The organism is Acinetobacter sp. YH12132 (assembly GCF_013418645.1).
GTDB lineage: Bacteria > Pseudomonadota > Gammaproteobacteria > Pseudomonadales > Moraxellaceae > Acinetobacter > Acinetobacter indicus.
This window is the reverse complement of the sequence record NZ_VPBR01000021.1, coordinates 1-24,692: the sequence shown is the minus strand read 5'-3', so window position 1 is coordinate 24,692 and position 24,692 is coordinate 1. Positions and strand designations below refer to the sequence as shown.

The following is a 24,692-nucleotide window of genomic DNA, read 5'->3' as shown; positions in this document are numbered from 1 at the left end:
GAATAATTCAAGTGAATTTGTTTGAAAGAAGAACTTTAAAAGCTTTATTTTCACCCGATAAAATACCCATAAAACAAGAGGAAGCTCAAATGAGCTTCCTCTTGTGAAAAATTGTGGGACAGCAATGATCCTCGGATTCCTTTTTTATTGGAGGATTTCCTCTCCTACGTCTCTCTTAAATCTGAACTAACAGGCTGTAGCATCCGCCTGATGGGTTTTTGGCAATTCCCGACGCAAGATTTTTCCGACTGCAGATTTTGGCAGCTCCGCCACAAACTCAATATATTTAGGCAGTTTATAACTGGTTAAATGCTGTCTTAAATAAGCCATGACTTCATCTTCGCTCAGGCTAGCATCCTGTTTAACAATAAATGCTTTCGGGACCTGACCAGACTTTTCATCATCAATTCCAATCACGGCACTTTCTAACACTTTGACATGTTGAGACAGCACATATTCCAGTTCATTCGGATACACATTAAAGCCAGACACCAGAATCATATCTTTTTTACGGTCAAGGATACTGATATAGCCCTGTTCATTCATACAGCCAATATCGCCAGTCAGGAAAAAGCCATCTTTGGTAAATACCTGCGCCGTGGCTTCCGGTTGCTGCCAATAGCCTTTCATCACCTGTGGACCGCGAATGGCAATTTCTCCAGCTTGGTTAATCGCTACCGGTTGGCCTGCATCATCCAGAATCAGAATATCGGTACCTGCCAAAGGTAAACCGATGGTGCCACTAAAACGCTGGCTTAAAGGCGGGTTAAAAGTTGCAGTCGGTGAAGTTTCGGATAAACCATAGCCTTCATAAATATAACGGCCTGTGACTTCATACCACAGGTCAGCTGTGGCTTTCAGTACCGGCGCACCCCCACCGGTGGTGGTCTTCAGCTGACGATGATCCAGACTTCTAAAACGTGGATGATGTGCCAAGGCATTAAACATGGTGTTTACCCCCGGAAAAACCGTCGGAGGATGCTTGGCATACTGGTCAATTAAAGCGTCTAAATCTCTCGGATTCGGAATCAGCACATTGGCAAAACCACGGCTCAGGCCATAACTGAACAGACAGATGGTAAACCCATAAATATGGTAGAGCGGCAAGGCACAAAATACATATTCATGTTCTTCTGCCATCCGGTCGCCAAAATGGCTAATAAACACGGTACTGTTCTGGGCAATATTAAATAAAATATTGCGGTGACTCAGTTCAGCGCCTTTAGATAAACCTGTTGTGCCACCGGTATATTGCAGAATGACTGTGTCATTTTGCTGTTGGGGTGGTGTTTTAAAATCAATCGTGTCGACCTGATCAAGTGCCTGCTTAAAATCAAAGAATGTCTTGGCCGGATATTGCGCTGCCTGTGGATGCACTGCGGTATCTTGCGCTTTCACCAGATCCAGTGGATGGGTCGAAATCACATATTTAAGCGTCTGGCATTCATCCAGATCCTTGAGCTGATCTAAAGTCTGATTCAGGATAAATAAAGCTTCTGCACCAGAATCCTGCAACTGATGATACAGCTCACGCTGGGTATACATCGGATTGACATTCACCAGAATATAACCGGCACGAATAATGGCAAAGGTTGCAATTGGATACTGAATAATATTTGGCAGCATCACCGCAATACGGCTACCCGCCTCTAGCCCCAAATTCTGTAAAAAGGTCGCCATTTTCTGGCTATACACATCAATATCATGATAACTGAACTTTTTATCTAAATAGATAAAGGCTGTTTTATCCTGAAATTTCTCTAGATTTTCAGCGATGGTCTGACTCAAGGTCTGGGTGGGATCTGGCTGAGTAAATTCAGGATTTACATTCCATTTTTGATATTCAGCAATCCATAGCTGTGTGCTCATTGAAGCTCTCTCCTATCGCTTGCGTTCTTTTATTTTGTATAGTGAAACTATATTTTGTATTATTTGATAATAGCTTTAAATTCGACCTTCGATCAATGCTTGATCGGCTTTTTAGCAATTTTTTACAAATTAAAATCAATCATTAGTGGTGATATTTTAGGGTCTGTTGACATTTACTGTGCAAAAAAAATAGCGAAAAAGTAGAATTTAATCGCCAAACCAAATCTACTCCTCGCTATGCCTCGTACAATATTGACTGATCAACACTGGTCTAAGTTAGAAAACATTTTCCGTAATTTTCGTATTTATCTCAAACAAAATCTTCGAAATTTTATTGAAGCTATTCTTTATAGAATCCGTACAGGCTGCCCGTGGCGGGATTTACCTGCTGCCTTCGGAAAGCCAAACTCCATATTCAAGAAATTTTCCCGGTGGTCGAAAGATAATAAGTTATTAAAAATATTTAAGTTAATTTCATCTGATGCTGATCTAGAGTGGGTATTTATTGATGCTAGCCATGTGAGGGCTCATCAGCATGCTACAGGAATCAAGGATCAGGCTATCTCAAAAAGTATCGGTGGAAATAGTTCTAAAATTCATTTGGCAGTTGATTCTCATGGGAACCCTGTTCAGTTTTTGATAGAGGATGGTACGACCCATGATGTAAAAGTGGCACCGAAATTAGTTAACAATATAGACCTGCACGAGACAGAAATTCTCTGTGCCGATAAGGGTTATGACTCTGAATCCTTGAGAGAACAGATAGAAAAAACGGGAACTCAAGCTAATATTCCCAAGAAATCCAATACACTTTCAAATAATGATCATGTGGATTGGTATTTTTATAAAATCAGGCATTTAATTGAGAATGCCTTTGCTAGATTAAAGCAATTTAGAGGAATTGCCACACGCTATGACAAGCTAAAGCAAAGCTATGAAAATTCTGTTGCCTTAGCTTGTATCTTTATTTGGCTACCATTATGAAATGTCAACAGACCCTAGTCTTTGGTCTAAAAATAAAGAAAAACAAGATTTTTCTATACGAAATATAAGGTTTTTTGCTGAAAACTAAACTCATGAATAATGAGTAATAACCATGAAAAATTATTCATAAAACAAGAACGAATGATGAAAGGATATCAGTGATGACGCAAAAAGCTTCAGTGATGGTGGCTGAGCAGGTACAAGCTCAGCCAGAGAAAATATAGAAAACCGCTTTTATTTTATGTTTTTTTATTCTGCTTGCCGACGGGATTGATCTGGCTTTTCTCGCCTACAGCCTGACCAGTATTAAAGCAGAATTTAACCTTACTACTGTTCAGGCCGGTGCGCTGGGCAGCTGGAGTCTGGTGGGTGGTGTAATTGGCGGTCTGATTGGCGGATGGGCCTGTGACCGATTTGGCCGGGTTAAAGTTATTGTATTTTATATGATTCTGGCCTCAAGTTTGTCCTGTACCTTGGGTTTTGTCGATTCCTATTATCAGTTTCTGATTGTGCGGAGTATTGCAGCCATTGGCCTTGGCTCACTTTATATTGCCTGTAATACCTTAATGTCCGAGTATGTGCCGACCAAATATCGAACTACGGTACTTGCGGCTTTAATGACCGGTTTTACCTTGGGTTCATTATGTGCCACTTTGCTGGCCGGCTGGATTATTCCTGAGTATGGCTGGCGTATGCTGTACTGGATTACGATTTTCCCTATTTTTCTTGCCTTTTTAATGTACTTTCTGGTGCCGGAGCCTGAATCCTGGTTACGTTCTCGTGAGCTCAAGCGTCAGGAAGCTTTACATAGCAAAGTGAAAATCAAAAAACAGAATCCTTATCTGGTCATCTTAAAAGACAAAAAACATCGCTGGATGTTTATGCTGTGGATTTTAAGTGCCGGTGCCCTGCAGTTTGGTTATGCCGGTTTAAGTAACTGGCTTCCGGCATACCTGGAGTCTGATCTTGGCATCAGTTTTAAAGAAATGACCGGTTATATGGTCGGCACATTTTTAATCATGATTTTTGCCAAACTGGTGGCCGGCATTCTGGCAGACCGTTTTGGCCGCCGTGCGTTATTTGCCTTTGGCACCATGGGAACGGCATTATTTTTACCGGTCATTATCTACTTTAATACCCCCACCAATATTTTATATTTGATGCTGATGTTTGGCTTTCTCTATGGCATGCCTTTTGCCATTAATGCCACCTATATGACTGAAAGTTTTCCGACCTCCATTCGCGGTACGGCAGTCGGTGGTGCATTTAATATTGGCCGAATTGGTGCGGTATTTGCGCCCTTAACCATTGGTTATTTTGCCCAAGGCGGTTCTATTGGAACGGGCTTACTGATTATGGCTGCGGCCTATTTTATCTGCGGTCTGATACCTGCGCTATTTATTAAAGATCGTTTATACGATCCGCAAAAGGCCAATTAAACATATTAAAAACCAGTCTGATGACTGGTTTTTTAATAGCTCAGGTACGCCATTTAAACAGCATTCTGCTGAGGATTCTCAATATAGTGAAAGTGATAGCCACTGCGCATAAACTGCCGGTTCTTGTCTCTAAAGGAATGAGCAAAGTCCGGCCAGATTAAGGTCAGTTTGCGGCTGACCGGATCAAGATACCAGCTTTTACAGCCTTCCGACAGCCAGACACTGCCCTGAGACAGTTGCTGTAACTGCTCCATATAGGCATCTTCTGCGGCCTGATCTGCTTCAAACACCTGAATCTGTTCCTGTTCAAAAAATTCGAGTGCATCCAGCACCAGATCAAACTGCACTTCCAGAAAATACAAGGCAGAATTATGTCCACTGCCGGTATTCGGTCCATTTAAAATAAATAAATTGGGGAAATTATGTACTGTAGTCGACTGATAGCCCTGCATGCCACTTGACCACTGCTGTTCCAGACTTAAGCCATGTTTACCCAGCACTTTTGCTGCATACGGTGGCCGTGCCGCTTCAAAACCGGTGGCGAAAATAATTACATCGGCTGGGAAATATTGTCCTGACTGGCTGATCACGCCTTCTGGTGTGACTTCTGCCAGCGCGGAATCTTCCAGCGTGACATGCGGCTGTAAAAAAGTTGGATAATAGGTATTTGATAATAAAACCCGCTTACAGCCCGGCTCATAATGTGGTGTCAGTTTACGCTGTAATTCAGCATCATCAATCTGCTGTTTTAGAAACTGTAAGCAGGATTTTTTGACCCGCTGAATATGACTTTTTAAATTACGGCGCTGGGCAAAATTAAACTCATTATCCCAGAACAAGGAATGGCGTAAAGCCGCCATACTTTCCGGATCTTTACGAAACAGCTGTTTTTCCGTTTCGCTATAAGGCCGGTCCGGTCGCGGTAAAATATAGGGTGCACTGCGCTGCAACACGGTTAGGTTTTTGGCAAGTTTCGCCACTTCCGGCACCAGCTGAATTGCTGATGCGCCGGAACCGACCACCACCACGTGTTGATCAGCCAAATCAACCTGATGATTCCAGCGTGCAGAATGCATCACCTGCCCCTGAAATTGAGCCAAACCGGGAATATCCGGGAGATGCTCATCGGCCAGATGCCCTGTGGCGGTAATTAAAAACTCGGCCTGATACGCTCCTTGTGAAGTCTGAATTTCCCAGATTCTTTGTGCTGTATTCCAGTGGGCTTTTTCCAGTGCTGTATTAAAATCAATATACGGGCGGATTTGCTCCTGATCACAACATTGAACCAGATAACGCTGGATTTCTGCTCCTTGCGGAAAAATACGCGACCAGTACGGATTTTTAATAAAAGAAAAAGAATACAGATGCGACGGCACATCACAAGCCACACCCGGATAGGTATTATCCCGCCAGGTTCCACCGACTTCTGTTGCCCGTTCAATGATTTTAAAATCATCGATGCCCTGTTGTTTGAGCCGAATGGCCATGCCCAAGCCACCAAAACCGCTACCGACAATTAAAATTTTGCTACGCTGTACATGAGCTTGCATGCTGCTTCTCCTTTAAGGTGCAAATCGCTGGATTTTCTGGTTAATCGGATATTGCTCGGGATGCTGATTAAACTGGTTAATCAGCTGCACAATCTCCGCCGGTGCTTCTATATGCAAGGCATGTCCGGAATGAATTTCGACATAACGGCTGCGTTCAATCGAGGCAAACAGTAACTTGGCTTGAGCCAAAGGAATCATGCGGTCTTCATGACAGGCCACAATTAAGGTATCTGCGGTAATATCAGCCAGAATATTGCTGATATCGAGGTGATAGTTCATTTCACGCTGTCTGGCTGCATCAGCAGAGGGCGTAACAAAGCGTGCCAGCTCCAGAACCTGCTGTTCAGTGCGTAAAGACAGGTAGTGATCACTGTATAAACAGTAATTTACAAAATGTGGCAATGCCTTGGATTGTTCGTTAAATAACTGCTGCCAGATGGTATTGCGCAGTTGCTGCACCGAACTGGTTTTGACCCATCCTGCCAATAAAATCAGCTGTGAAATTCGTTGTTGTAACTTGGCCGCGACCTGGGCGGCAATCACAGCACCCAAAGAATAACCGACCACGGTAATCGGTTCATTCTCCGCCACCGCATGCTGAATTAAAGCTTCTACCTGCTCGCTAAAATCTGTCAGCTTTAAATCCGCTTTCTCCGGTGTATAGAGGTCAATCGAAAGCACGCGCTGATGAATGCCCAGCATCGGGAAAATATAATTAAAATGTTTTTGGGTATTACCACCCGTACCATGAATTAAAATGATGGTTGGATGTACGGAGGGCTGGCCGACTTCATGATAGGTCAGCTGGGTACTCGCATAGGGAAACTGTTGTGAACGTGCGTCTAATTCCATATAGACTCCTGATCTTGTTATTTTATCTGCAATTGATCTGGTAAAATTCTACTTGTGATGCTCTTCAAGCAATGAAACCTGAACTATTTTTGCTATAGAGAACAGGCTTAAAAAAATACACCCACAGTAGGCTCTCTCTGTGGGTGCAAAAGCGGATTAATCAAATTTAAATTCTTCTGGCGTCAGCAGGAACAGGCTTGCTCCACCGGCCTGAATATTGGCGCGATGCGTACAGGTTCTTGGCAAAATACGTTCAAAGTAGAATTGAGCCGTTTTTACTTTAGCTGCATAGTACGGATCGCTTTGTCCTTCATCGACGCGTTGTTGTGCCACAACCGCCATCTTGAGCCAGAGATACGCAAACACCACATAGCCTGAGAAATATAAATAATCAACAGAGGCTGCACCAATTTCATTGGCAGATTGTTGTGCCTGCGTCTGGATCAGTTGAGTCAGCTCCAGCCATTGCTGGGTCAGCTCACCTACCTGCTGTGCATAGCCTGCAAATTGAGGATGGGCCTGTTGCTCTTTAATATAGGCCTGAATTTCATCAGTTAATGCTGTTAATAAGCTGAGTTTTGAACCTAGAACCTTACGCGCCAACAGGTCAATCGACTGGATTTCCGTGGTGCCTTCATATAAACAGGCAATACGCGCATCACGGGCAATTTGCTCCATGCCATGCTCGGCAATATAACCATGACCACCAAAGACCTGCATACCATGTTTGGCGGCTTCCAGTCCGGTTTCTGTCATTAAAGCCTTGGCAATTGGAGTTAATAAAGCCAGACGGTCATCTGCGGCTTTTTTCTCGGCTGCATCTTCAGTCGCTTCAGCAATATCTGCATAAGTGGCTAAGTAGTAAGCCAATGCACGCGAACCTTCAGCAAAGACTTTCTGCGTCAGCAGCATATTACGTACTGCCGGATGCACGATAATTGGATCTGCTGGCAGGTTTGGCGCTTTTGCACCTTCCAGTGAACGCATGGCCAGACGGTCTTTGGCATAGGCCAAGGCACCCTGATAAGAAGATTCAGCTGCCGCCAGACCTTGAATGGCGGTACCAATACGTGCAGAGTTCATAAAGGTGAACATGCAGTTTAGGCCACGGTTTTCAGGACCAATCAGGAAACCTTTGGCATTTTCAAAGTTCAGGACACAGGTGGCATTGCCATGAATACCCATTTTATGTTCGATAGAACTACACACTACGCCATTACGTTCTGCGACATTGCCGTCTTCATCTAAATTAAATTTAGGTACGATAAAGAGTGAAATGCCTTTGGTGCCTGCCGGTGCATCCGGCAAGCGTGCCAAAACGATATGCACAATATTTTCAGCCAGGTCATGTTCACCTGCCGAAATAAAGATTTTTTCACCGCTGATGCTATAGCTGCCATCGGCATTTGGAACCGCTTTGGTACGAATCAGGCCCAAATCTGAACCAGCATGTGATTCGGTCAGACACATGGTACCGGTCCAGCGCCCTGCAATCAGTGGCACCAGGAATTTCTGTTTTTGTTCGTCATTGCCATGATGTTCCAAGGTACGCATTGCACCATGTGACAGGCCCGGATACATGCCCCATGACCAGTTGGTGGCCGTAATAATTTCAGAAATAGCAATCCGGTACAGTGTCGGGAAACCTTGACCACCGTAGTTTTCATCACCGGTTAATGAGGTAAAGCCCAGTTCAACATATTTATTATAGGCTTCTTTAAAGCCATCTGGTGTGGTCACGACACCATTTTCTAAACGACAGCCTTGCTGGTCGCCTGTGGCATTAATAGGTAAAAGCTCGTTCTGGCAGAAATCAGCAGCAACTTCTAAATATTGCTCCATAATGTCCATAGAGACTTTGTCTTCAAATTTTGCATACCCCTGATATTTTTGTTCAACATCCAGCAAATCTTTCAGCACAAACTTCATATCTTTTAATGGTGCAATATAATTTCTCATCGTAATTCCCTTGTATGAGTCCTGTTCTCAGTATTTATGAGTTAATATTTCATAATACGAAACTATGTTTTAAATCCACTATAATATAATTTGAAAGCTAAAATCTAGTCATGACACAAAAATTCGATTTTTAATTTAATTTTGCCCATAAAAAAATGCCATTCACTGCTGAATGGCATCTTCATTTCTAGCGTACTCTATTGCAGCTTTAAGCCTGAATTAGCCCTGCCAGACGTTGCTGAATAATCTGTTCGGCATCCTGAATCATCCGCTGAATCAAGTCATCACAACTTGGAATATCATGAATCAGTCCTAAAACCTGCCCGGCGGTAATCAGGCCGGCATCCACATCACCTGTTTCCAAGGCCAGCTTGCCTTTTAAACCACTGACATAAGGGCGGATGTGTTCAAACTCCAGATTCGGGTCCTGACTCATTTGTACCACCAGGTCAGAAACCGAGTTTTTCGCGACCCGTGCGGTATTTCTAAATTGCCGATAGAGTAAATTCGTTGCCCGTTCATCATTGTTTAAATAAAACTGTTTGATGTTGTCATGAATCGGCGCTTCCTGCGTGGCACAAAAACGGGTGCCCATATTAATACCTTCTGCCCCAAGCGCCAGTGCGGCTACCAATCCTCGACCATCGCCAAAGCCACCACTGGCAATAATCGGCACTGTGAGCTGATCAGCCGCGGCCGGAATCAGGATTAATCCTGGAATATCGTCTTCACCCGGATGTCCGGCACATTCAAAGCCATCAATGGAAATAATATCAGCACCAATTTTCTGTGCTGATAAGGCATGGCGTACCGAGGTACATTTATGAATGACGGTAATGCCGTGTTGCTTGAACACTTCAATATGCTCATGCGGCTTATTGCCTGCGGTTTCAACAATCTTGATACCACTGTCAATAATTGCCTGCCGATATTCCGCATACGGCGGCGGATTGACTGCGGGCAGCAAGGTTAGGTTGACGGCAAAAGGCTGATCGGTCATTTCCCGGCACCGGGCAATTTCTTGGGCCAAGGCTTCAGGGCTTGGTTGGGTCAAGGCAGTCAGGGTGCCCAATCCGCCGGCATTGGAAACGGCGCTGGCCATTTCTGCGGTACCGACCCACATCATACCGCCTTGAATAATCGGGTGGCGGATGCCCAGCATCTGGGTTACACGGGTTTGAATGCTCATGAATACTCTCCTTAGCGGCCAATAAATTGTGCCGGGCGTTTTTCCACAAAGGCCCGTACGCCTTCTTTATAGTCCTGACTGTTTAAGGCCAGATATTGCAGGTTTTGCTCCAGCTCCAGCTGCTGGCTCAGGCTATGCTCAGCACTGCGTTGCAAGGACTGTTTAATTAATGCCAGTGCATAAGTCGGCTGCTTGGCCAGTTGCTGGGCGACTTCAACAATATAGTCGTCAAACTCCTGATCGGGTACGGCTTTCCAGATCATGCCCATAGTAGCCGCTTCAACAGCAGATACCGGCTCACCCAAGAGCATTAATGCAGCCGCGCGTGCATGACCAATCAGGCGTGGTAACATCCAGGTCCCACCGGCATCTGGAATTAAGCCAATTTTGCAAAAAGCCTGAATAAATTGGGCACTTTCTTTGGCAATCACCAGATCACAGGCCAAAGCGATATTAGCGCCTGCACCAGCAGCCACCCCATTCACTGCTGCAATCACCGGTTTTGGACTATGCCGGATCAGCTCAACCAAAGGATTATAATATTTGGCCAGTGAGCCTTCTGAGGGTAAAGGAATGTGTGCCAGTTGTCCGGAGCGTTCTTTTAAATCCTGCCCGGCAGAGAAAGCTCGGCCATTGCCACGAATGACAATGACCCGGACTGCTGCATCTTGGCTCCAGTCTTTGAGCGCATGTTGAACTTCCTGATGCATTGTCACATTAAAACTGTTTAAACAGTCTGGACGATTGAACCTCAGTATCGCCACGCCCTGGCTCAATTCGGTTTGAATGGTTGTGAACATCTTTAATATCCTTTTTTATTCTTCTGGTTTTATCCTAATAACCTTTGGTCAGATCGACCTGATTACATAACGGCAAATTGGCCTGTATGCGGCGGTCATTTTCCAGAATCTGCTCGACTACCACCGACATCGGAGCATGCGAGGCAATGTGTGGTGTGACCACAATCTTGTCATGCTGCCAGAATGGATGATCTGCGGCCAACGGTTCTTCATCAAATACATCGACAATTGCACCGCGTAAATGCCCAGAATCCAGCGCTTTGAGCAGGTCCTGCTCGACCAGATGCTGACCACGGCCGACCTGAATCAAGACGGCCTTCTCTGGTAACTGCTGAAACAAGGCTTCCGATAAAATAGCGGTATTGTCTGCGGTTAAGGGCATTAAATTAATCAGAATCTGACTCTGAGCTAAAAACTCTGCCAGTTGCTCAGTCCCGACATAGCTTTTTACCTGGGCTAAATCTTTGACCGAATTGGACCAGCCAGAAACCTGATAACCCATGGCAGCAAAGCGCTCTGCCACATAGCCGCCCATGTGTCCCAGCCCCATAATCCCAATCTGGATATGATGGCTATAACTCTGACGATGCTGTTTCCAGATCTGCTGCTGTTGCTGCTGCAACATCCGGTCGAAATAACGCTGATAATACAGCACACCCCAAAGCAAATAATCGAACATACCTTTTTGATGATGCTCATCTAAGACCCGGCATACGAATTGCTCTGCACTCACTTCATTCAAGTTCAGATGTTCAACCCCGGCCGCAATCGAATGAATCACTTGCAATTTGGGCAGAGTTTGCAAGTATGGCATATCGGGAAACCAGCATGCGGCTGTGGTGGCCTCTTTGGCTTCAGGACTTTGTGCAACACAAAAACTGTTTGGAGGAGCGTATTTTTCAAATACTTTAACCAGAATCTTCTGGATATCGGGAAGCGTACTGGAAATGACAATCATGCGCTGTACTCCGCCTGTTGATGCTCAATCAGCGACAAGGCCGCCAGCCAGGCACGCTGTAAAATCGGCTCAACCAGTGGACTGGCAAACTGTTTGGCGGTTTTAACACAAACCTCTTCACTTGGATAATGCAATTCTGCACCGCCACTCAGCGCCTTGATTTGCGCCTGACAAGCCCGCTCCAGAAAATAAATTTCATGAAAAGCGCGTGCAATCGATTCGCCAGCCACCAGCAGACCATGGTTGCGTAAAATCATGGCACGATGTCCGGCCAAATCTGCAATCAAGCGTTCCTGCTCATCGGTAGACAATGCCACGCCTTCATACTCGTGATAAGCCAAATACTGATAGAACTTCAAGGCATGCTGCGAAATAGGCAATAAACCGTGTTTCTGGGCTGACACGGCAATTCCATCTGCGGTATGGGTATGAATGACACAATTCAGATGCGGATGCGCTGCATGAATTGCAGAATGAATTACAAAACCCGCCATATTGACCGGTTTTTCCTGTTCATAGCTTTCTACCACTGCTCCGGCATGATTAATCTTGACCAGGGTGGAGGCCTGCATTTTTTCAAAGGCCACGCCATACTGATTAATCAAAAAACAGTCGGGCTGATCGGGCAGCCGTAAACTGATATGGGTGTCAATTAAATCGGTCATTTTGTAATGCGCAATGATGCGATACAGTGCCGCCAGCTCACATCGGGCTTGCCATTCGGCAGCTGTGACAAGGTTTTTTATTGTCATCGTTCCATCCTGGAATATATAGCATTATGTTCACTTTCATGTTATATCATACTTTTAATAAAACAGAATATTATTTCATAGAGCGAAATAATAAATAAGAAGGAGCCTGTATGTCGACATCACAAATGAATGGACTCGCGTATTTAACCGCTATCAAGAATGGTGAAATTGCCAGCTCACCCATGAGTGAAATTATTCCCATGCGTCTGACCGTCGTACGTGAAAATTATGTGGAATATGAGGTACGACCAGATCATCGCCATTTCAATTTACAAGGCGGTATTCATGGCGGTTTTTGTGCCACCGTGCTGGACAGTACTACGGGTGCTGCTGTACACACCACTGTCGATGCCGGGGTCAGTTTTTCAACGATTGATTTAAACGTAAAAATGCTCAAAGCCATGCAAAGTGGCGAAACCTATACCGCCATTGGTGAAGTGATTCGCGTCGGCCGTAACGTACTGACTTCAGAAGGTCGTATTGTCGATCAAGATGGTAAAGTCTATGCCTTTGGTTCGGCCACTTTACTGGTGACCAAGCGCGCTTGATTCCGACCAGAACTAGCCTATCCCTGCATCTGCGGGGATTTTTTATGGGCAAATATTAAAAAAATGCCATGCATATTAGATATGCATGGCATTTAACATTCGACTTAAACCAGTTTAGGCTGCTTCAGGGTTTTCAATGACCATCGCAAGACCTTGCCCCAAGCCAATACACAGGCTAATCACGGCATATTTTTTGCCGGTACGCTGTAATTGACGTGCAACAGTCAAGGCTAAACGTGCGCCAGAACAACCCAGTGGATGGCCAATCGCAATCGCACCACCATTTGGATTGACACGCGGATCATCAAAGGCCACATCCAGACCTTTTAAGCAGGACAATACCTGGCTGGCAAACGCTTCGTTAATCTCGATAATGTCCATATCATCTAGGGTTAAACCCGCGCGTTGTACTGCTTTTTTGATCGCTTCAATTGGCCCCGCACCCATGATGCGTGGCTCAATGCCGGCTGCTGCAGAAGACAGGATACGCGCCAAAGGTTTTAACCCATACTGTTCCTGAACTTTTTCACTGCCGATAATCAGTGCTGCAGCGCCGTCATTGATACCTGATGCATTCCCTGCTGTGACCACACCGCCTTCAAATAGGGGTTTCAGCTTGGTTAATGCTTCAAATGTTGAAGATGCACGCGGATGTTCATCTTCAGTCACCTGTTTAGGCGGTAATTTACGCCCTTGTGAAACTTCAATTGGTGTAATTTCACCTTCAAAGAATCCTGCTTCTTTGGCTGCCTGATATTTTGCCTGTGATGCAGCGGCAAAGGTATCGGCCTGTTCACGGCTAATGCCAAATTCTTCCGCTACATTGTCACCGGTTTCTGGCATGCTGTGTGCGCCAAATTGAGCGGTAAATTTACGGTTCGGGAAACGGGTTCCGATGGTGGTGTCATACATTTTTGCATCACGCGAAAAGGCTGTTTCTGCTTTCGCCAATACAAAAGGTGCACGTGACATGCTTTCTACGCCACCAGCAATATAGACATCGCCTTCACCTGCGGTGATGGCACGTGCCGAATCAATCACGGCACCTAAACCAGATGCACATAAACGGTTTACGGTCTGGCCCGGTACAGTCACTGGCATACCGGCTAAAAGTGCGGCAAAACGTGCTACGTTACGGCTGTCTTCACCGGCCTGGTTGGTGCTACCGAAAATCACATCTTCGACATCGGCAGCTGGAATACCGGTTTTTTCCAGCAGGTTTTTAATCACGGTTGCAGCCAGATCATCTGGACGCACACTTGACAAACTGCCGGCATGACGACCGATTGGTGAACGTAAACCATCATAAATATATGCATTTAACATGAGTGTTATTCCCTTAACTTTAGATTAATTAGAACTATGAACAAGTGGCAGACCCAACTGGACGCGACGGCGTAACCATGGGCTTGGACGATAACGCTGATCGCGGGTAATATCGGTCATGCGATCCAGAATTTTCAGAATTTTTTCCGCGCCTAAAACATCGCCCCATTCAATTGGACCATGCGGATAACCCAGACCCAGTTTCACGGCGATATTAATATCTTCAACTGTGGCAACACCTTGCTGGGCAATATCACAGCCCAGGTTTACAATCATGGCCAACGCACGCTGCGCCACAAAACCGACACTTTCCTGAATAACGCTGGCTGTCACACCATCCAGATTAAAAATAGATTGCGCCGCCTGGGTCAGTTCAGCTTTGGTCACAAAAGTCGGCATTAAAGTGCGGTGTTTATTCAGGCCATAGAGCAGATCAATACACACCACCTGCTGTGGGGCAACGCCATAACGTACAGCCGCCGAAGTGGCATCTTCACCATAGGTGGCAATGAGCACCAGTGCATCTTGAGATGGCTGTTCAGACTGCTCCACCAGAATATTGAACTGTTGCAGATATTGCTCCAGCGCCTGACGGTCGTCGCTATATTCGGTGCCTAACCAGACCGATGGATATTTCGCCAGTTTTTCAGCCAGTACTGGTGCAACATCACCCTGTTTGCTGCCAGAAGTGTAGTCATAAAAACCTTTACCGGTTTTACGGCCCAGTTGCTTGGCAATAAAACGCTGACGGGTAATTACGCTTGGACGGTAACGTGCTTCTTCATAATACTGATGATAAATCGACTCACTGACCGGATGCGATACATCCATGCCGGTTAGATCGCCCAGCTCGAATGGTCCCATCTTAAAACCGATCCCATCACGGTAAATCCGGTCAATGTCATAAAATGGCGTGACATTTTCATTCAGGATGGCATAGGCTTCACTGCCAAAGGCACGGCCGGCATGGTTAATAATAAATCCTGGAGTATCTTTGGCTTTCACTGGACGATGGCCCATCTTGATCGAGAGTTGAGTCAAGGCATCCAGAATATCGGCACGGGTATTAAAGCCTTCAATCACTTCCACCACTTTCATTAGCGGTACCGGATTAAAGAAATGATAGCCTGCAATACGTTCTGGTTGACTGCAGTTGGCTGCAATGGCACTGATCGACAATGAAGACGTATTCGACGCCAGAATTGCTTCCGGTTTGACAATCGCTTCCAGTTGTTGCATCAGCTTCTGTTTGATTTCCAGATTTTCAATAATGGCCTCTACCACCAGATCACAATCTTTTAAATCTTCCAGTTGCTCGGCAATTGAAAGACGGGCAAGATCTTCAGCGGCTTTTTCATGACTGAATTTGCCTTTATCTGCCAGGGTATTCAGGGTTTTGGCCAGTTTTTCCTGAGCCTGCTCTGCAGCGCCAGCTTTGGCATCAAACAGGACCACATCATGGCCAGACTGAATGGCAATTTGGGCAATTCCGGCACCCATGGTACCGACACCAATAATCCCGATTTTCTGAATATGTACAGTCATGCTTATCGTCCCTGATAATTTGGTTTACGTTTTTCAATAAAGGCCTGCATGCCTTCTTTCTGGTCTTCAGAAGCAAATAGCATCTGGAATGATTTGCGTTCCAGGCTTAGCCCCGCATTCAACGGTACATCTTCTGCCAGTAAGGCCACTTCTTTAATCTGTTCCAGGGCAATTGGTGGCAGTTTTGCCAGACCTTCAGCCATCTTGATGGCCGTGGCAATGGTTTCGCTGTCTTCCGTCACTTGAGAGACCAGACCAATTTGATAGGCTTCTGGTGCCGGCACCAGACAGCCGGTCATGATGATGCGCATGGCATGGAATTTCCCCACGGCACGGAACAGGCGCTGTGTACCACCGGCGCCTGGCATGACCCCAACTTTGACTTCAGGCTGACCAAAGGTCGCGCTCTTGCCGGCAATAATAATATCGGCGTGCATGGCCAGTTCACAGCCACCACCTAAGGCATAACCATTAACCGCGGCAATGACCGGTTTGGCGCATTGTGCAATCGCCTGCCAGTAACGCTCAGTACGACGCTGCATCATTTGAATGGTTTCTGCATTGGCCAGCTCTTTCAGGTCGGCACCTGCAGCAAAATCCTGCTCTCCGCCGGTCAGTACAATGGCGCGAATATTGGCATCATCATTCAGTTGACGAAAAGCTTCAGCCAGTTTCTGGCGTACTTCAGTATTTAAGGCGTTTTTTGCTTCAGGTCGATGGATTTTCACCAGTGCGACATGAGCATTGATTTGTTCGACTTGAACGACCTGTTCCATGTAAATCTCCATTTATTTTGTATAGCGAAAATTTGTTTTGTATAAAAATTAAGGTTTATTCCCCCGGAATGCAAGTTTTTTTGCGGATAAAGCGTAAAAAAGATATTTTTATTAAAAAATAGACAAAATATCTTGTTATAAACTGTGTTTTATGATTAATTGATTTCGTATAACGAAATTACACGAGATTATTTAATTTTTCTTGTAAATTTCAGCTTGTAGCTGGCTTAGCTTTCAATTGGCTTATTTATAAATAAGACATTGTTTTATATTGATTTAGTTTTTATATCCTGAAACCAGATCAAGATAAACAGAGCATTGAGGTTATAAGCTGGATGGAATTTTACAAGTGAATTGAACCATTCATGTAGAAGTAAGTGTTGAGAAACGAAATATTAGTTCATTTGAATAATAAGTATGTATCACAAATGACATAGTTGTTATCTAAATGACGCGATAGCAGACACAACAGGTTCAACCAGGATGTTTGAGCGGTGCTGTTAAAAGAGCGTGTTCTCAAGCCCGAATAAATCAGAAGTCATGCATACATGACTTTGTTAGGCGGTAGCACAGGAGTGCTACTTTATAAAGTAGAGGATATAACAATGACAACCGAAACAATCGAAACCAGAGAGAATAGGCAACCCATCTCTGCTGAGGAACCAATCAAGCAGGCACCCAAACGTCTGTGGGTTACTGCCTTTATCTTTGCGTTCCTGATCTTGCTTTGTGACGGTGCCGATATTGGTATTTTGGCCTTCAGTCTCACCAGTCTGAAAGCAGAATGGGGATTAACCTCAATGCAGGCCGGTGCTTTGGGGAGCTGGTCGTTATTTGGTATGGGAATTGGCGGATTTATTGGCGGCTGGGCCTGTGACCGCTTTGGCCGTGTCCGGGTAATTGTTGTGGCAACAATTTCCTTCTCCATCCTTTCAGCTTATTCAGGTTTTGCACAGTCTTATACTGAATTTGCAATTTTACGTACCCTCTCATGTTTAGGTTTGGGCTGTTTATATATTGCCTGTAATACCTTGATGTCAGAGTATGTCCCAACCAAATATCGTACTACGGTACTGGCTACCCTGATGACTGGTTTTACCCTGGGTTCACTGGTTATCACCATGCTGTCTGGCTGGATTATTCCTGAATACGGCTGGCGTATGCTGTACTGGATCACCATTGCGCCATTGGCTTTAGGTATTCTAATGCACTTCCTGGTTCCTGAGCCTGAGTCTTGGAAGCGCGTGCGTGAAATGAAACGTACTGGCCAGCTTGTGGACACTACCGCGAAAAAAGGTAATCCGTACATCACCATTCTGAAAGACAAGACCCACGGCAAGATGTTTATCTTATGGTCATTTAGTTCTGGTTTCCTGCTGTTCGGTTACTTCGGTGTGAGTAACTGGTTGCCAACCTACCTGGAAGCAGAATTAGGCATTAAATTCAAGGAAATGGCGCTGTACATGATTGGTACCTTCCTGACCATGATTTTCGCCAAAGTCATTGCCGGATATGTGGCAGATAAAATTGGTCGCCGTATTGTGTTCGCTTTCGGCACCATGGGAACTGCGCTGTTTATTCCAGTGGTGGTGTATATGCATACCCCTGAAAATATCGGTGTTTTAATGCTGATCTTTGGTTTCCTGTACGGTATTCCATACGCAATTAATGCAACTTATCTGACCGAGAGTTTCCCAACAACGGTGCGTGGTACAGCGGTTGGTGGTGCATTCAACATTGGCCGTGTAGGTGCTGTCTTTGCTCCAATCACCATCGGTTATTTGGCCATGAATGGTTCTATTGGTACCGGCCTGATGGTTATGGGTGCAGCGTACTTCCTGTGCGGTTTAATTCCTGCCCTGTTTATTAAAGACCGCTTATACGATCCTCAAAAGGCAGAATAAGTCCCGGTCTGGAGGGTGAGCATTTATGGTCGCCCTCCCCATTCCATCTTCACGTTCAACAATCATCTTGATTTAAAAATTGCTGCAACCGAAAGGCACATCACCTTTCATTATTTGAAAAAATTTCTTTAGGGATTAAGAAATGAAAAAATTAGTTTTAGCCACTTTATGCGGTATCGCTTCAGGTCAGGTATTTTCAGCAAAGGTGTCTGAAGATCGTATCCAGTTTTTAGAATCTCAGTTAAAGCAGATTCAGGCCGAACTGGAACAGCAAAAAGCCACTCAATTAGATTTAAAGGCCAAGCAGGAAGAAACCAAAGCCAAGGATGCTAAAACCCTCAGCGCGATGCTGGATAATGTGGATGTCTATGGCCTGATTCGCCTGGATGGTGCAGTTGATTTTGAAAGCACCACAAAATCACGCGGTCGTACCATTAACCAGATTAATCAGGAACTGCATGAGCCAGATTCAGTACGCTCAGCCTTTACACTGGCGGCTAGCCGGGTCGGTTTTCTAGCCAAAGATATTGGCGGTAATCCGAATATTTCTGCACGTGTAGAGGCCGATTTCTGGACCAATGGGGGTAAAGGTGATGGTGGTTTCCGCATCCGTCATGCACATTTTAAATACTATAACTGGACCTTTGGTCAGGCCTGGTCATTAATGTCTACCCCTGAAATCAGCACCGATGCGGTCGACTATAGCTTGTTGCTGGGTGGTTCGGTTTTGCGTACCCCGCAAATCAGTTATGCCTGGAAACTGGATCCGGAAAACACCTGGAATATCGGTCTGGAATATATGGCAAGTGGAGATCGCTCTTCGGCTTTACCAGCTCTTACCACCAAATATGTGCATCAATCTGGACCATTGCATCTGCTGGCACAGGGCTTCGTCAATGAAAAACAAGCCCAGACCGAAACCGGTGATATTAATAAAGTCGGTTGGGGTGTAGGTGTCGGCGGGCGCTATCATCTTGATGATAAAAACTCGATTCAGGGCAACTATTTTCATATGGTCGGTGACCAGCGCATTGCTTCGTTTTTAGTTCAAGGTTCGACTGTCGATGGTGCTGCTTGGGGGGGTGACTATTCTGTCGATACGGAAAATGATGAATTATTGCTGAACTCCTTCGACAGCTTGAATATTGGTTATACCCACAAGTTCACACCAAAATGGCGCAGCAGTATTGCTGCCAGTCTGGTCGAGTTTGATGACTCCAGTGACTATGCCAAAGCCAACCCAACCACCAATAAGCGCTTAACCGATTATGTGGCCAATGTGATTTATTCTCCAGTACCACATATTAATTTAGGTGCAGAATACCATCATGGTAAACAGGAAAAATTTAATGGCCAAGAAGCCGATATTTCCCGTGTGAATTTATCTGCCACCTATCGCTTCTAATACTTTAGGAGACACGGATGTCAGCTCAAGGGCAACAACCCTCGCGCCGTTTTATGTTTATGATGGCCATGACCTGCGCACTTTGCGCAGGTTGTAATTATTTTAACCAGCCTTTAATTTATTCAATTGCCCAGGACTTGAATATTAGTCTAGAGCAATCGGGCTGGACAGTGGTATTGACACAGATCGGTTATGCAGCCGGTCTGTTTTTATTTGTGCCGTTGGGCGATTTATTTGAAAAGCGTCTGTATATCTGTAGCCTGATGCTATGTACCGGTCTGGCCCTGATTGGACTGTCTGTCAGCGATAATCTCCAAATGCTGTATGGCTTTACCCTATTGGCCTCGTTCTGTTCCATTACCACCCAGATTCTGATTCCTTTTGCTGCAAACCTGAGCCAACGGGAAAAAAGTGCCGAAGTGGTTGGCCTGCTAATGAGTGGCGTACTAGTCGGTATTTTATTTGCACGTACCGTGGCCGGATTAATTTCAACTTTATGGTCCTGGCATGCGGTGTATCTGTTCAGTGGCTGTTCAATTTTACTGCTCAGCATTGCCATGTGGTATCAATTGCCCACGGCCAGAAGTCAGCTAAAAATGAGTATTCTGCAGATTTACCGCTCTTTATTTACCTTCGCCAAAACAGAACCGATGTTGATGCGCCGCAGCTTAATTGGTGGTTTGGCTTTTGGGATGCTCAGTATTATTTTTACCACCATGACCTTTATTCTGGCGGAAGCCCCCTACCATTTTAATGATTTTGAGATTGGGTTGATGGGGATTGTGGGCGTGGTCGGAATCTGGTCATCGCAATGGACCGGGAAGATGATTGGCCGCCACCGGGAAAAATGGCTGGCGCAGCTGGCAACCAGCGGGCTAATTTTAGCCTGGATTCCCCTGTTTTTTGCCCAAGACCGTTTAGAGCTGTATATTTTAGGCTTGATTATTGCCTATTTTGGTATTTCATCTTTACACGTATTAAACCAGAATCTGGTGTATCGCCTTTCAGTTCAAGCGCGTTCGCGTATTAATGCCATTTATATGACCTGCTATTTTTCCGGTGCTGGCCTGGGCGCATTTTTATCTTTAAATTTATGGAAGATGTATGGCTGGTCGGCTTGTGTGCTGTTGGGATGTGCCTTCGCCCTCCTGATTTTTGCGGTAAACCGCTATGATTTAAGCCGGGAAAAGAATTTAATTAATATTCAGCCACAACCCTAATCCAGACCGTCTAGTCATTCTGTCCTTTATACATCGGCTTTAGGACTGATCTTTTCAGACTGCTGTTTTGCGCTTAGCAAGACCGAAGTCTGAACTACTTTAAAGTCGATTCCTAAATAAAAGCTTCACCTCTTAGCGCTTTCACCGCCTCATTTCACCCGCGGAAACGAGATGATCTGGAATCATATCTTTAGGTTTTAAAACTCATGGCACTGGTTTTAGGATTTTTATGGTTAATCTTTTAAAACTTGAGCCCAGCAAGAGTCCTTTTGTCCTAGCTTTGATTTCTGCTCGCAATACTAAAATAAGAAATGCAATGTAGAGAATAAAACAAAAAATTTCTCTCCCTTGGTCGGAAATGAGCAGTGCTGCGACCAAGAAAGAAGGTGTGATCCATCTTCTTCCTGAGCCAGAACTGGGGCAAGAGATGGCGTTTTTAATCTTCTTTTAAATATGAATAAAACGAATATTTTGTGATTGATCAAAGAGATTTAATAATTTCAATATAAAAAATCGCAGCCGAAGCTGCGATTTTTTAATCACTTCAAGAAGAAATGAGATGATTTTAAGCCACCTGACGGGCATCAATTAACGGACAACCAGTCTGTTGCTGCAGTTCGTCAAAGCTCAGCCCATCCACCATTTCAAGTACGAAAGCCTGATTGTCTTTCAGTTCAATCACACATAAATCGGTATAAATACGGTTAACACAGTGTTTACCGGTAATTGGATAAGTCAGTTCATCTACGATTTTCGCTTCGCCATTTTTGGTGACATGCTCCATACAGACATAGACGCAGCGTGCACCGACCGCCAGATCCATGGCACCACCGACGGCTGGTACCGCATCGGAAGCACCAGTATGCCAGTTGGCCAGATCTCCATTAATTGCCACCTGAAATGCACCCATAATACAGATGTCTAAATGCCCGCCGCGCATAATATCGAAGGAATCAGCAGAATTCATAAAGCTACCACCCTCAAGCATACTGACCAGCTCTTTTCCTGCATTAATCAGGTCATTGTCTGGCTGTTCATCTGCACCCAAGGCGGTAAAACCCAAGACACCATTTTCAGAATGTAAAATGACTTCCTGCTCCGGTTTTAAATAGCCTGCCACGCGTGTTGGCAAACCAATTCCTAAATTGACAAAAGAGCCGGTTGGAATGTCTTGTGCGACGCGTTGTACGATCTGTTCACGTGTACGTTTTTGAATATTCATTATTTAATATCTCCAACCTGAACCACATGCTGTACAAAAATGCCCGGCGTTACAATAATTTCAGGGTCCAGCTCACCCAGTTCGACAATTTCATGCACCTGGGCAATGGTCGTTTTGGCCGCCTTGGCCATAATCGGGCCAAAGTTACGTGCGGCCTTGCGGTAGGTTAAATTACCCCAGCGATCAGCCTGATTGGCATAGATCAAGGCATAATCGGCATGAATCGGATATTCCAGGACATAGTCTTTACCGTTAATGTGGCGGGTTTCTTTGCCTTCTGCGATTTTGGTCCCAAAGCCGGTTGGTGTGAAAATGGCGCCTAGTCCTGCACCGGCGGCCTGAATACGACAAGCCAGATTTCCTTGTGGTACCAGTTCCAGTTCAACTTTTCCGGCTTTATACAAATCTTCAAATACAGTGGAATTATTGGCGCGCGGGAAAGAACAGATCATTTTCTTGACCAGTCCAGACAACAGCAAATTGGTCAGTCCACGATCGCCAGACGCTGCATTATTATTGATAATGGTTAATTCTTTCGGACCAAGATCAATTAATGCTTCAATCAGTTCAATCGGTTGCCCTGCCAGACCAAAACCACTGGTCATAATGTGCGCACCATCAGGAATCTGTTTCAGTATTGCCTCGATATCCTGTGTGATTTTATTCATCATCTTGCTTCCTAGCATCTTTTCTATGTTGCGATATACAGATTAATCTGCTTTTTGTGGGTCAAATAAACGGTCTTTAATAAAGAGCGCGGGAATCAGACCACAAAGAAAATAGGCAACGCCCATAATCAATAAACCGGTACCAATTGATCCACCTTGAGCAAAGTAGCCAATGGTTAATGGCGCGAAAACTGCACCTAAACGGCCCACGTTGTAGGCACCACCCACCGCGGTCCCACGGACTTTGGTCGAGAAACTTTCCGTCATATAGGTCGCGTTAATACCGTATGGGATGCCATACAGGAAACCGAAGAACAGCATCAACCAAAGGATATTGTCTGGGGTATTGCCAAATACAATAACCGGAATAAAGATCGCGGTGCCCATGGTCCCGAAGGCAAATACAGCACGACGGCCAATACGGTCAGCAATATAACCGGCAATGACTTTGGTACACATCATGATCAGGAACGTACCAATCATGTACATGGTCATTTCTTTAAACTTGATGCCCAGATCAGATTCTAAATAAGCCGGCAGCCAGTTACTTACACCGTAATAACCAAACTGTAAAAATGCGGTACTGAATGACCAGAGAATGAACATGCGACGGCTTAAGGCATCTTCAAACACCATTTTGAAGGTATTTTTTGGTTTTTCCTGAACAATACCGCTGGCTTTTGCTTCTTGGCGTGCTTTACGCGCATCGAGCCAAGCCTGTGGTTCTGGCACCAAAAAGTGCATCACTACAGCCAGTACAATTGGAATAATGGCGATGTAATACAGATAACGCCAGCCATATTCTGGCAATAACCAGCCTGCTAGCGCCGTGGCCACCACCGAACCTAAGGTCCAGCCGGTCATTAAAGCCGCCAGTACCGTCGAGCGATGCTTGGTTGGCACGTATTCTGCCATGAGCGTGTTACAGGCAATATATAAAGCCCCTAAGCCAATTGCAGAGATAAAACGTAACCACTTGAATTGATCATAGCTTTCTGCGAATCCTAACCAGCAGGTTAAGGTTGAAAAGAGCGCAATAGCAATCACAATCACGCGAACTCGCCCAAAGCGGTCACAAGCCCAACCACCAAAAAAGCCACCAATGGCCATTCCAGCAAGTGTCCAGCTACCTAAGGCACCCGCCTGCATATTCGTTAATGAGAATTCCTGTTTAAGACTGGTCAGACTATAGGCCAATAAGGCAATATCTGCCCCATCCACCAATAATGCTAAAAACGAGAAAATAAAGGCTAAAATCCAGACTTTTTTCTTTGGTCTGTTTTCACCTTCCAGCTGGTGTTGTTGGGAACTGATTGTGTTCATAGCGTCCTTAATATTTCTTTAGCATTCCTGTGCCTGCAGAACTTTTGAGATAACTTATCATCCTGTGATGAGATGATGACTGTTATTCAAACCCTGATTCTGGCTTGGAAAATAATTAAAAACATCCAGTTTTTATTTCCATTTTCCGACTTCATTTTTTGGTATTTACTCTTGCCAGATGAAGTTAAATCATGGTCAAAGTCCATAAAACAGCAGGAGTTCTAGCCAGCAAATGCCGGCTAGAGAGGATCAATTTTTTAGTTAACAAACGCAGCAATTCCGGTCTGTGCACGGCCCATAATTAAGGCATGTACGTCATGCGTCCCTTCATAGGTATTCACCACTTCCAGATTCACCAGATGACGCGCCACACCAAATTCATCCGAAATACCGTTACCACCCA

At 45.0% G+C, this 24,692-nt stretch carries 19 protein-coding genes and 2 pseudogenes; 6 read left to right on the top strand and 15 right to left on the bottom strand.

Annotated features, from left to right (window positions below; genetic code table 11):
- Window positions 1–186 precede the first annotated feature (186 nt).
- Window positions 187–1,869, bottom strand: a complete 1,683-nt coding sequence (locus FTU67_RS13330) for an AMP-binding protein (RefSeq protein ID WP_180061878.1) — start codon at window positions 1,867–1,869, stop codon at window positions 187–189.
- A 237-nt stretch (window positions 1,870–2,106) separates the two neighbouring features.
- Between FTU67_RS13330 and FTU67_RS13325 the strand changes: the two genes are divergently transcribed.
- Together FTU67_RS13325 and FTU67_RS13320 are read left to right on the top strand one after the other, a co-directional pair.
- Window positions 2,107–2,853, top strand: a complete 747-nt coding sequence (locus FTU67_RS13325; RefSeq protein WP_163142970.1) for an IS5 family transposase — start codon at window positions 2,107–2,109, stop codon at window positions 2,851–2,853.
- A 182-nt stretch (window positions 2,854–3,035) separates the two neighbouring features.
- Window positions 3,036–4,286: pseudogene (locus FTU67_RS13320) on the top strand (MFS transporter); the annotation flags it as partial.
- A 59-nt stretch (window positions 4,287–4,345) separates the two neighbouring features.
- Here the strand turns inward: FTU67_RS13320 and FTU67_RS13315 are convergent.
- From FTU67_RS13315 to FTU67_RS13285, 7 genes are all read right to left on the bottom strand, one after another.
- Window positions 4,346–5,842, bottom strand: coding sequence for an NAD(P)/FAD-dependent oxidoreductase (locus FTU67_RS13315; RefSeq protein WP_104473220.1), 1,497 nt, complete (start codon window positions 5,840–5,842; stop codon window positions 4,346–4,348).
- Window positions 5,843–5,854: 12 nt separating this feature from the next.
- The gene (locus tag FTU67_RS13310; RefSeq protein ID WP_104473219.1) at window positions 5,855–6,694 is read right to left on the bottom strand and encodes an alpha/beta fold hydrolase; all 840 of its coding nucleotides are present in this window, start codon (window positions 6,692–6,694) and stop codon (window positions 5,855–5,857) included.
- Window positions 6,695–6,850: 156 nt separating this feature from the next.
- Entirely contained in the window at window positions 6,851–8,653 is a 1,803-nt protein-coding gene (locus tag FTU67_RS13305) for an acyl-CoA dehydrogenase C-terminal domain-containing protein (RefSeq protein WP_104489414.1), read from the bottom strand.
- 208 nt (window positions 8,654–8,861) lie between these two features.
- Window positions 8,862–9,842 (bottom strand): nitronate monooxygenase family protein, encoded by a 981-nt coding sequence (locus tag FTU67_RS13300; RefSeq protein ID WP_104489415.1) that lies wholly within the window; start codon window positions 9,840–9,842, stop codon window positions 8,862–8,864.
- 11 nt (window positions 9,843–9,853) lie between these two features.
- Window positions 9,854–10,642 carry an enoyl-CoA hydratase-related protein gene (locus FTU67_RS13295; protein WP_104489416.1) on the bottom strand — a complete coding sequence of 263 codons (789 nt, stop codon included), beginning with the start codon at window positions 10,640–10,642 and terminating at the stop codon, window positions 9,854–9,856.
- A gap of 34 nt (window positions 10,643–10,676) precedes the next feature.
- Entirely contained in the window at window positions 10,677–11,600 is a 924-nt protein-coding gene (locus FTU67_RS13290; RefSeq protein WP_180057642.1) for a glyoxylate/hydroxypyruvate reductase A, read from the bottom strand.
- Window positions 11,597–12,352 carry a class II aldolase/adducin family protein gene (locus FTU67_RS13285; RefSeq protein ID WP_104491841.1) on the bottom strand — a complete coding sequence of 252 codons (756 nt, stop codon included), beginning with the start codon at window positions 12,350–12,352 and terminating at the stop codon, window positions 11,597–11,599. Before FTU67_RS13285 ends, FTU67_RS13290 begins: the two co-directional genes overlap by 4 nt.
- Before the next feature lie 110 nt (window positions 12,353–12,462).
- Between FTU67_RS13285 and FTU67_RS13280 the strand changes: the two genes are divergently transcribed.
- Complete coding sequence (locus FTU67_RS13280) at window positions 12,463–12,900, top strand: PaaI family thioesterase (RefSeq protein WP_104473214.1); 438 nt, start codon at window positions 12,463–12,465, stop codon at window positions 12,898–12,900.
- 114 nt (window positions 12,901–13,014) lie between these two features.
- Here FTU67_RS13280 and FTU67_RS13275 read toward each other — a convergent pair whose 3' ends face one another.
- The 3 genes from FTU67_RS13275 to FTU67_RS13265 are packed head-to-tail and all read right to left on the bottom strand — an operon-like array spanning window position 13,015 to window position 16,547.
- Window positions 13,015–14,226, bottom strand: a complete 1,212-nt coding sequence (locus tag FTU67_RS13275) for a 3-oxoadipyl-CoA thiolase (protein WP_005178011.1) — start codon at window positions 14,224–14,226, stop codon at window positions 13,015–13,017.
- A 24-nt stretch (window positions 14,227–14,250) separates the two neighbouring features.
- On the bottom strand, window positions 14,251–15,771 hold the full coding sequence (locus FTU67_RS13270) for a 3-hydroxyacyl-CoA dehydrogenase (protein WP_180057639.1): 1,521 nt from the start codon (window positions 15,769–15,771) through the stop codon (window positions 14,251–14,253).
- A 2-nt stretch (window positions 15,772–15,773) separates the two neighbouring features.
- Entirely contained in the window at window positions 15,774–16,547 is a 774-nt protein-coding gene (locus FTU67_RS13265; RefSeq protein ID WP_005178015.1) for an enoyl-CoA hydratase, read from the bottom strand.
- A gap of 605 nt (window positions 16,548–17,152) precedes the next feature.
- Here FTU67_RS13265 and FTU67_RS13260 point away from each other — a divergent pair.
- The 3 genes from FTU67_RS13260 (at window position 17,153) to FTU67_RS13250 (ending at window position 21,076) form a co-directional block, all read left to right on the top strand.
- The gene (locus tag FTU67_RS13260; protein ID WP_005178018.1) at window positions 17,153–18,451 is read left to right on the top strand and encodes an MFS transporter; all 1,299 of its coding nucleotides are present in this window, start codon (window positions 17,153–17,155) and stop codon (window positions 18,449–18,451) included.
- A gap of 142 nt (window positions 18,452–18,593) precedes the next feature.
- Entirely contained in the window at window positions 18,594–19,856 is a 1,263-nt protein-coding gene (locus FTU67_RS13255) for a DcaP family trimeric outer membrane transporter (RefSeq protein ID WP_180006493.1), read from the top strand.
- 17 nt (window positions 19,857–19,873) lie between these two features.
- Window positions 19,874–21,076, top strand: a complete 1,203-nt coding sequence (locus tag FTU67_RS13250; RefSeq protein ID WP_104473208.1) for an MFS transporter — start codon at window positions 19,874–19,876, stop codon at window positions 21,074–21,076.
- Window positions 21,077–21,641: 565 nt separating this feature from the next.
- Here FTU67_RS13250 and FTU67_RS13245 read toward each other — a convergent pair.
- The 4 genes and pseudogenes from FTU67_RS13245 to FTU67_RS13230 form a co-directional block, all read right to left on the bottom strand.
- On the bottom strand, window positions 21,642–22,298 hold the full coding sequence (locus FTU67_RS13245; protein WP_104473207.1) for a 3-oxoacid CoA-transferase subunit B: 657 nt from the start codon (window positions 22,296–22,298) through the stop codon (window positions 21,642–21,644).
- A complete protein-coding gene (locus FTU67_RS13240) occupies window positions 22,298–22,969 on the bottom strand; it encodes a 3-oxoacid CoA-transferase subunit A (RefSeq protein WP_005178033.1) in 672 nt (223 codons plus the stop codon). The genes FTU67_RS13245 and FTU67_RS13240 overlap by 1 nt, the downstream gene beginning before the upstream one ends.
- A 39-nt stretch (window positions 22,970–23,008) precedes the next feature.
- Entirely contained in the window at window positions 23,009–24,289 is a 1,281-nt protein-coding gene (locus FTU67_RS13235) for an MFS transporter (RefSeq protein WP_005178035.1), read from the bottom strand.
- A gap of 257 nt (window positions 24,290–24,546) precedes the next feature.
- A pseudogene (locus tag FTU67_RS13230) lies at window positions 24,547–24,692 on the bottom strand (acyl-CoA dehydrogenase); the annotation flags it as partial.

Excerpts from the sequence above, each read along its gene's own strand:
- FTU67_RS13280 (WP_104473214.1), top strand. The coding sequence starts at position 12,463 with ATGTCGACATCACAAATGAATGGACTCGCGTATTTAACCGCTATCAAG.
- FTU67_RS13290 (WP_180057642.1), bottom strand. The coding sequence starts at position 11,600 with ATGATTGTCATTTCCAGTACGCTTCCCGATATCCAGAAGATTCTGGTT.
- FTU67_RS13235 (WP_005178035.1), bottom strand. The coding sequence starts at position 24,289 with ATGAACACAATCAGTTCCCAACAACACCAGCTGGAAGGTGAAAACAGA.
- FTU67_RS13325 (WP_163142970.1), top strand. The coding sequence starts at position 2,107 with ATGCCTCGTACAATATTGACTGATCAACACTGGTCTAAGTTAGAAAAC.
- FTU67_RS13245 (WP_104473207.1), bottom strand. The coding sequence starts at position 22,298 with ATGAATATTCAAAAACGTACACGTGAACAGATCGTACAACGCGTCGCA.
- FTU67_RS13265 (WP_005178015.1), bottom strand. The coding sequence starts at position 16,547 with ATGGAACAGGTCGTTCAAGTCGAACAAATCAATGCTCATGTCGCACTG.
- FTU67_RS13285 (WP_104491841.1), bottom strand. The coding sequence starts at position 12,352 with ATGACAATAAAAAACCTTGTCACAGCTGCCGAATGGCAAGCCCGATGT.
- FTU67_RS13295 (WP_104489416.1), bottom strand. The coding sequence starts at position 10,642 with ATGTTCACAACCATTCAAACCGAATTGAGCCAGGGCGTGGCGATACTG.
- FTU67_RS13275 (WP_005178011.1), bottom strand. The coding sequence starts at position 14,226 with ATGTTAAATGCATATATTTATGATGGTTTACGTTCACCAATCGGTCGT.
- FTU67_RS13315 (WP_104473220.1), bottom strand. The coding sequence starts at position 5,842 with ATGCAAGCTCATGTACAGCGTAGCAAAATTTTAATTGTCGGTAGCGGT.
- FTU67_RS13300 (WP_104489415.1), bottom strand. The coding sequence starts at position 9,842 with ATGAGCATTCAAACCCGTGTAACCCAGATGCTGGGCATCCGCCACCCG.
- FTU67_RS13305 (WP_104489414.1), bottom strand. The coding sequence starts at position 8,653 with ATGAGAAATTATATTGCACCATTAAAAGATATGAAGTTTGTGCTGAAA.
- FTU67_RS13270 (WP_180057639.1), bottom strand. The coding sequence starts at position 15,771 with ATGACTGTACATATTCAGAAAATCGGGATTATTGGTGTCGGTACCATG.
- FTU67_RS13310 (WP_104473219.1), bottom strand. The coding sequence starts at position 6,694 with ATGGAATTAGACGCACGTTCACAACAGTTTCCCTATGCGAGTACCCAG.
- FTU67_RS13260 (WP_005178018.1), top strand. The coding sequence starts at position 17,153 with ATGACAACCGAAACAATCGAAACCAGAGAGAATAGGCAACCCATCTCT.
- FTU67_RS13250 (WP_104473208.1), top strand. The coding sequence starts at position 19,874 with ATGTCAGCTCAAGGGCAACAACCCTCGCGCCGTTTTATGTTTATGATG.
- FTU67_RS13240 (WP_005178033.1), bottom strand. The coding sequence starts at position 22,969 with ATGATGAATAAAATCACACAGGATATCGAGGCAATACTGAAACAGATT.
- FTU67_RS13330 (WP_180061878.1), bottom strand. The coding sequence starts at position 1,869 with ATGAGCACACAGCTATGGATTGCTGAATATCAAAAATGGAATGTAAAT.
- FTU67_RS13255 (WP_180006493.1), top strand. The coding sequence starts at position 18,594 with ATGAAAAAATTAGTTTTAGCCACTTTATGCGGTATCGCTTCAGGTCAG.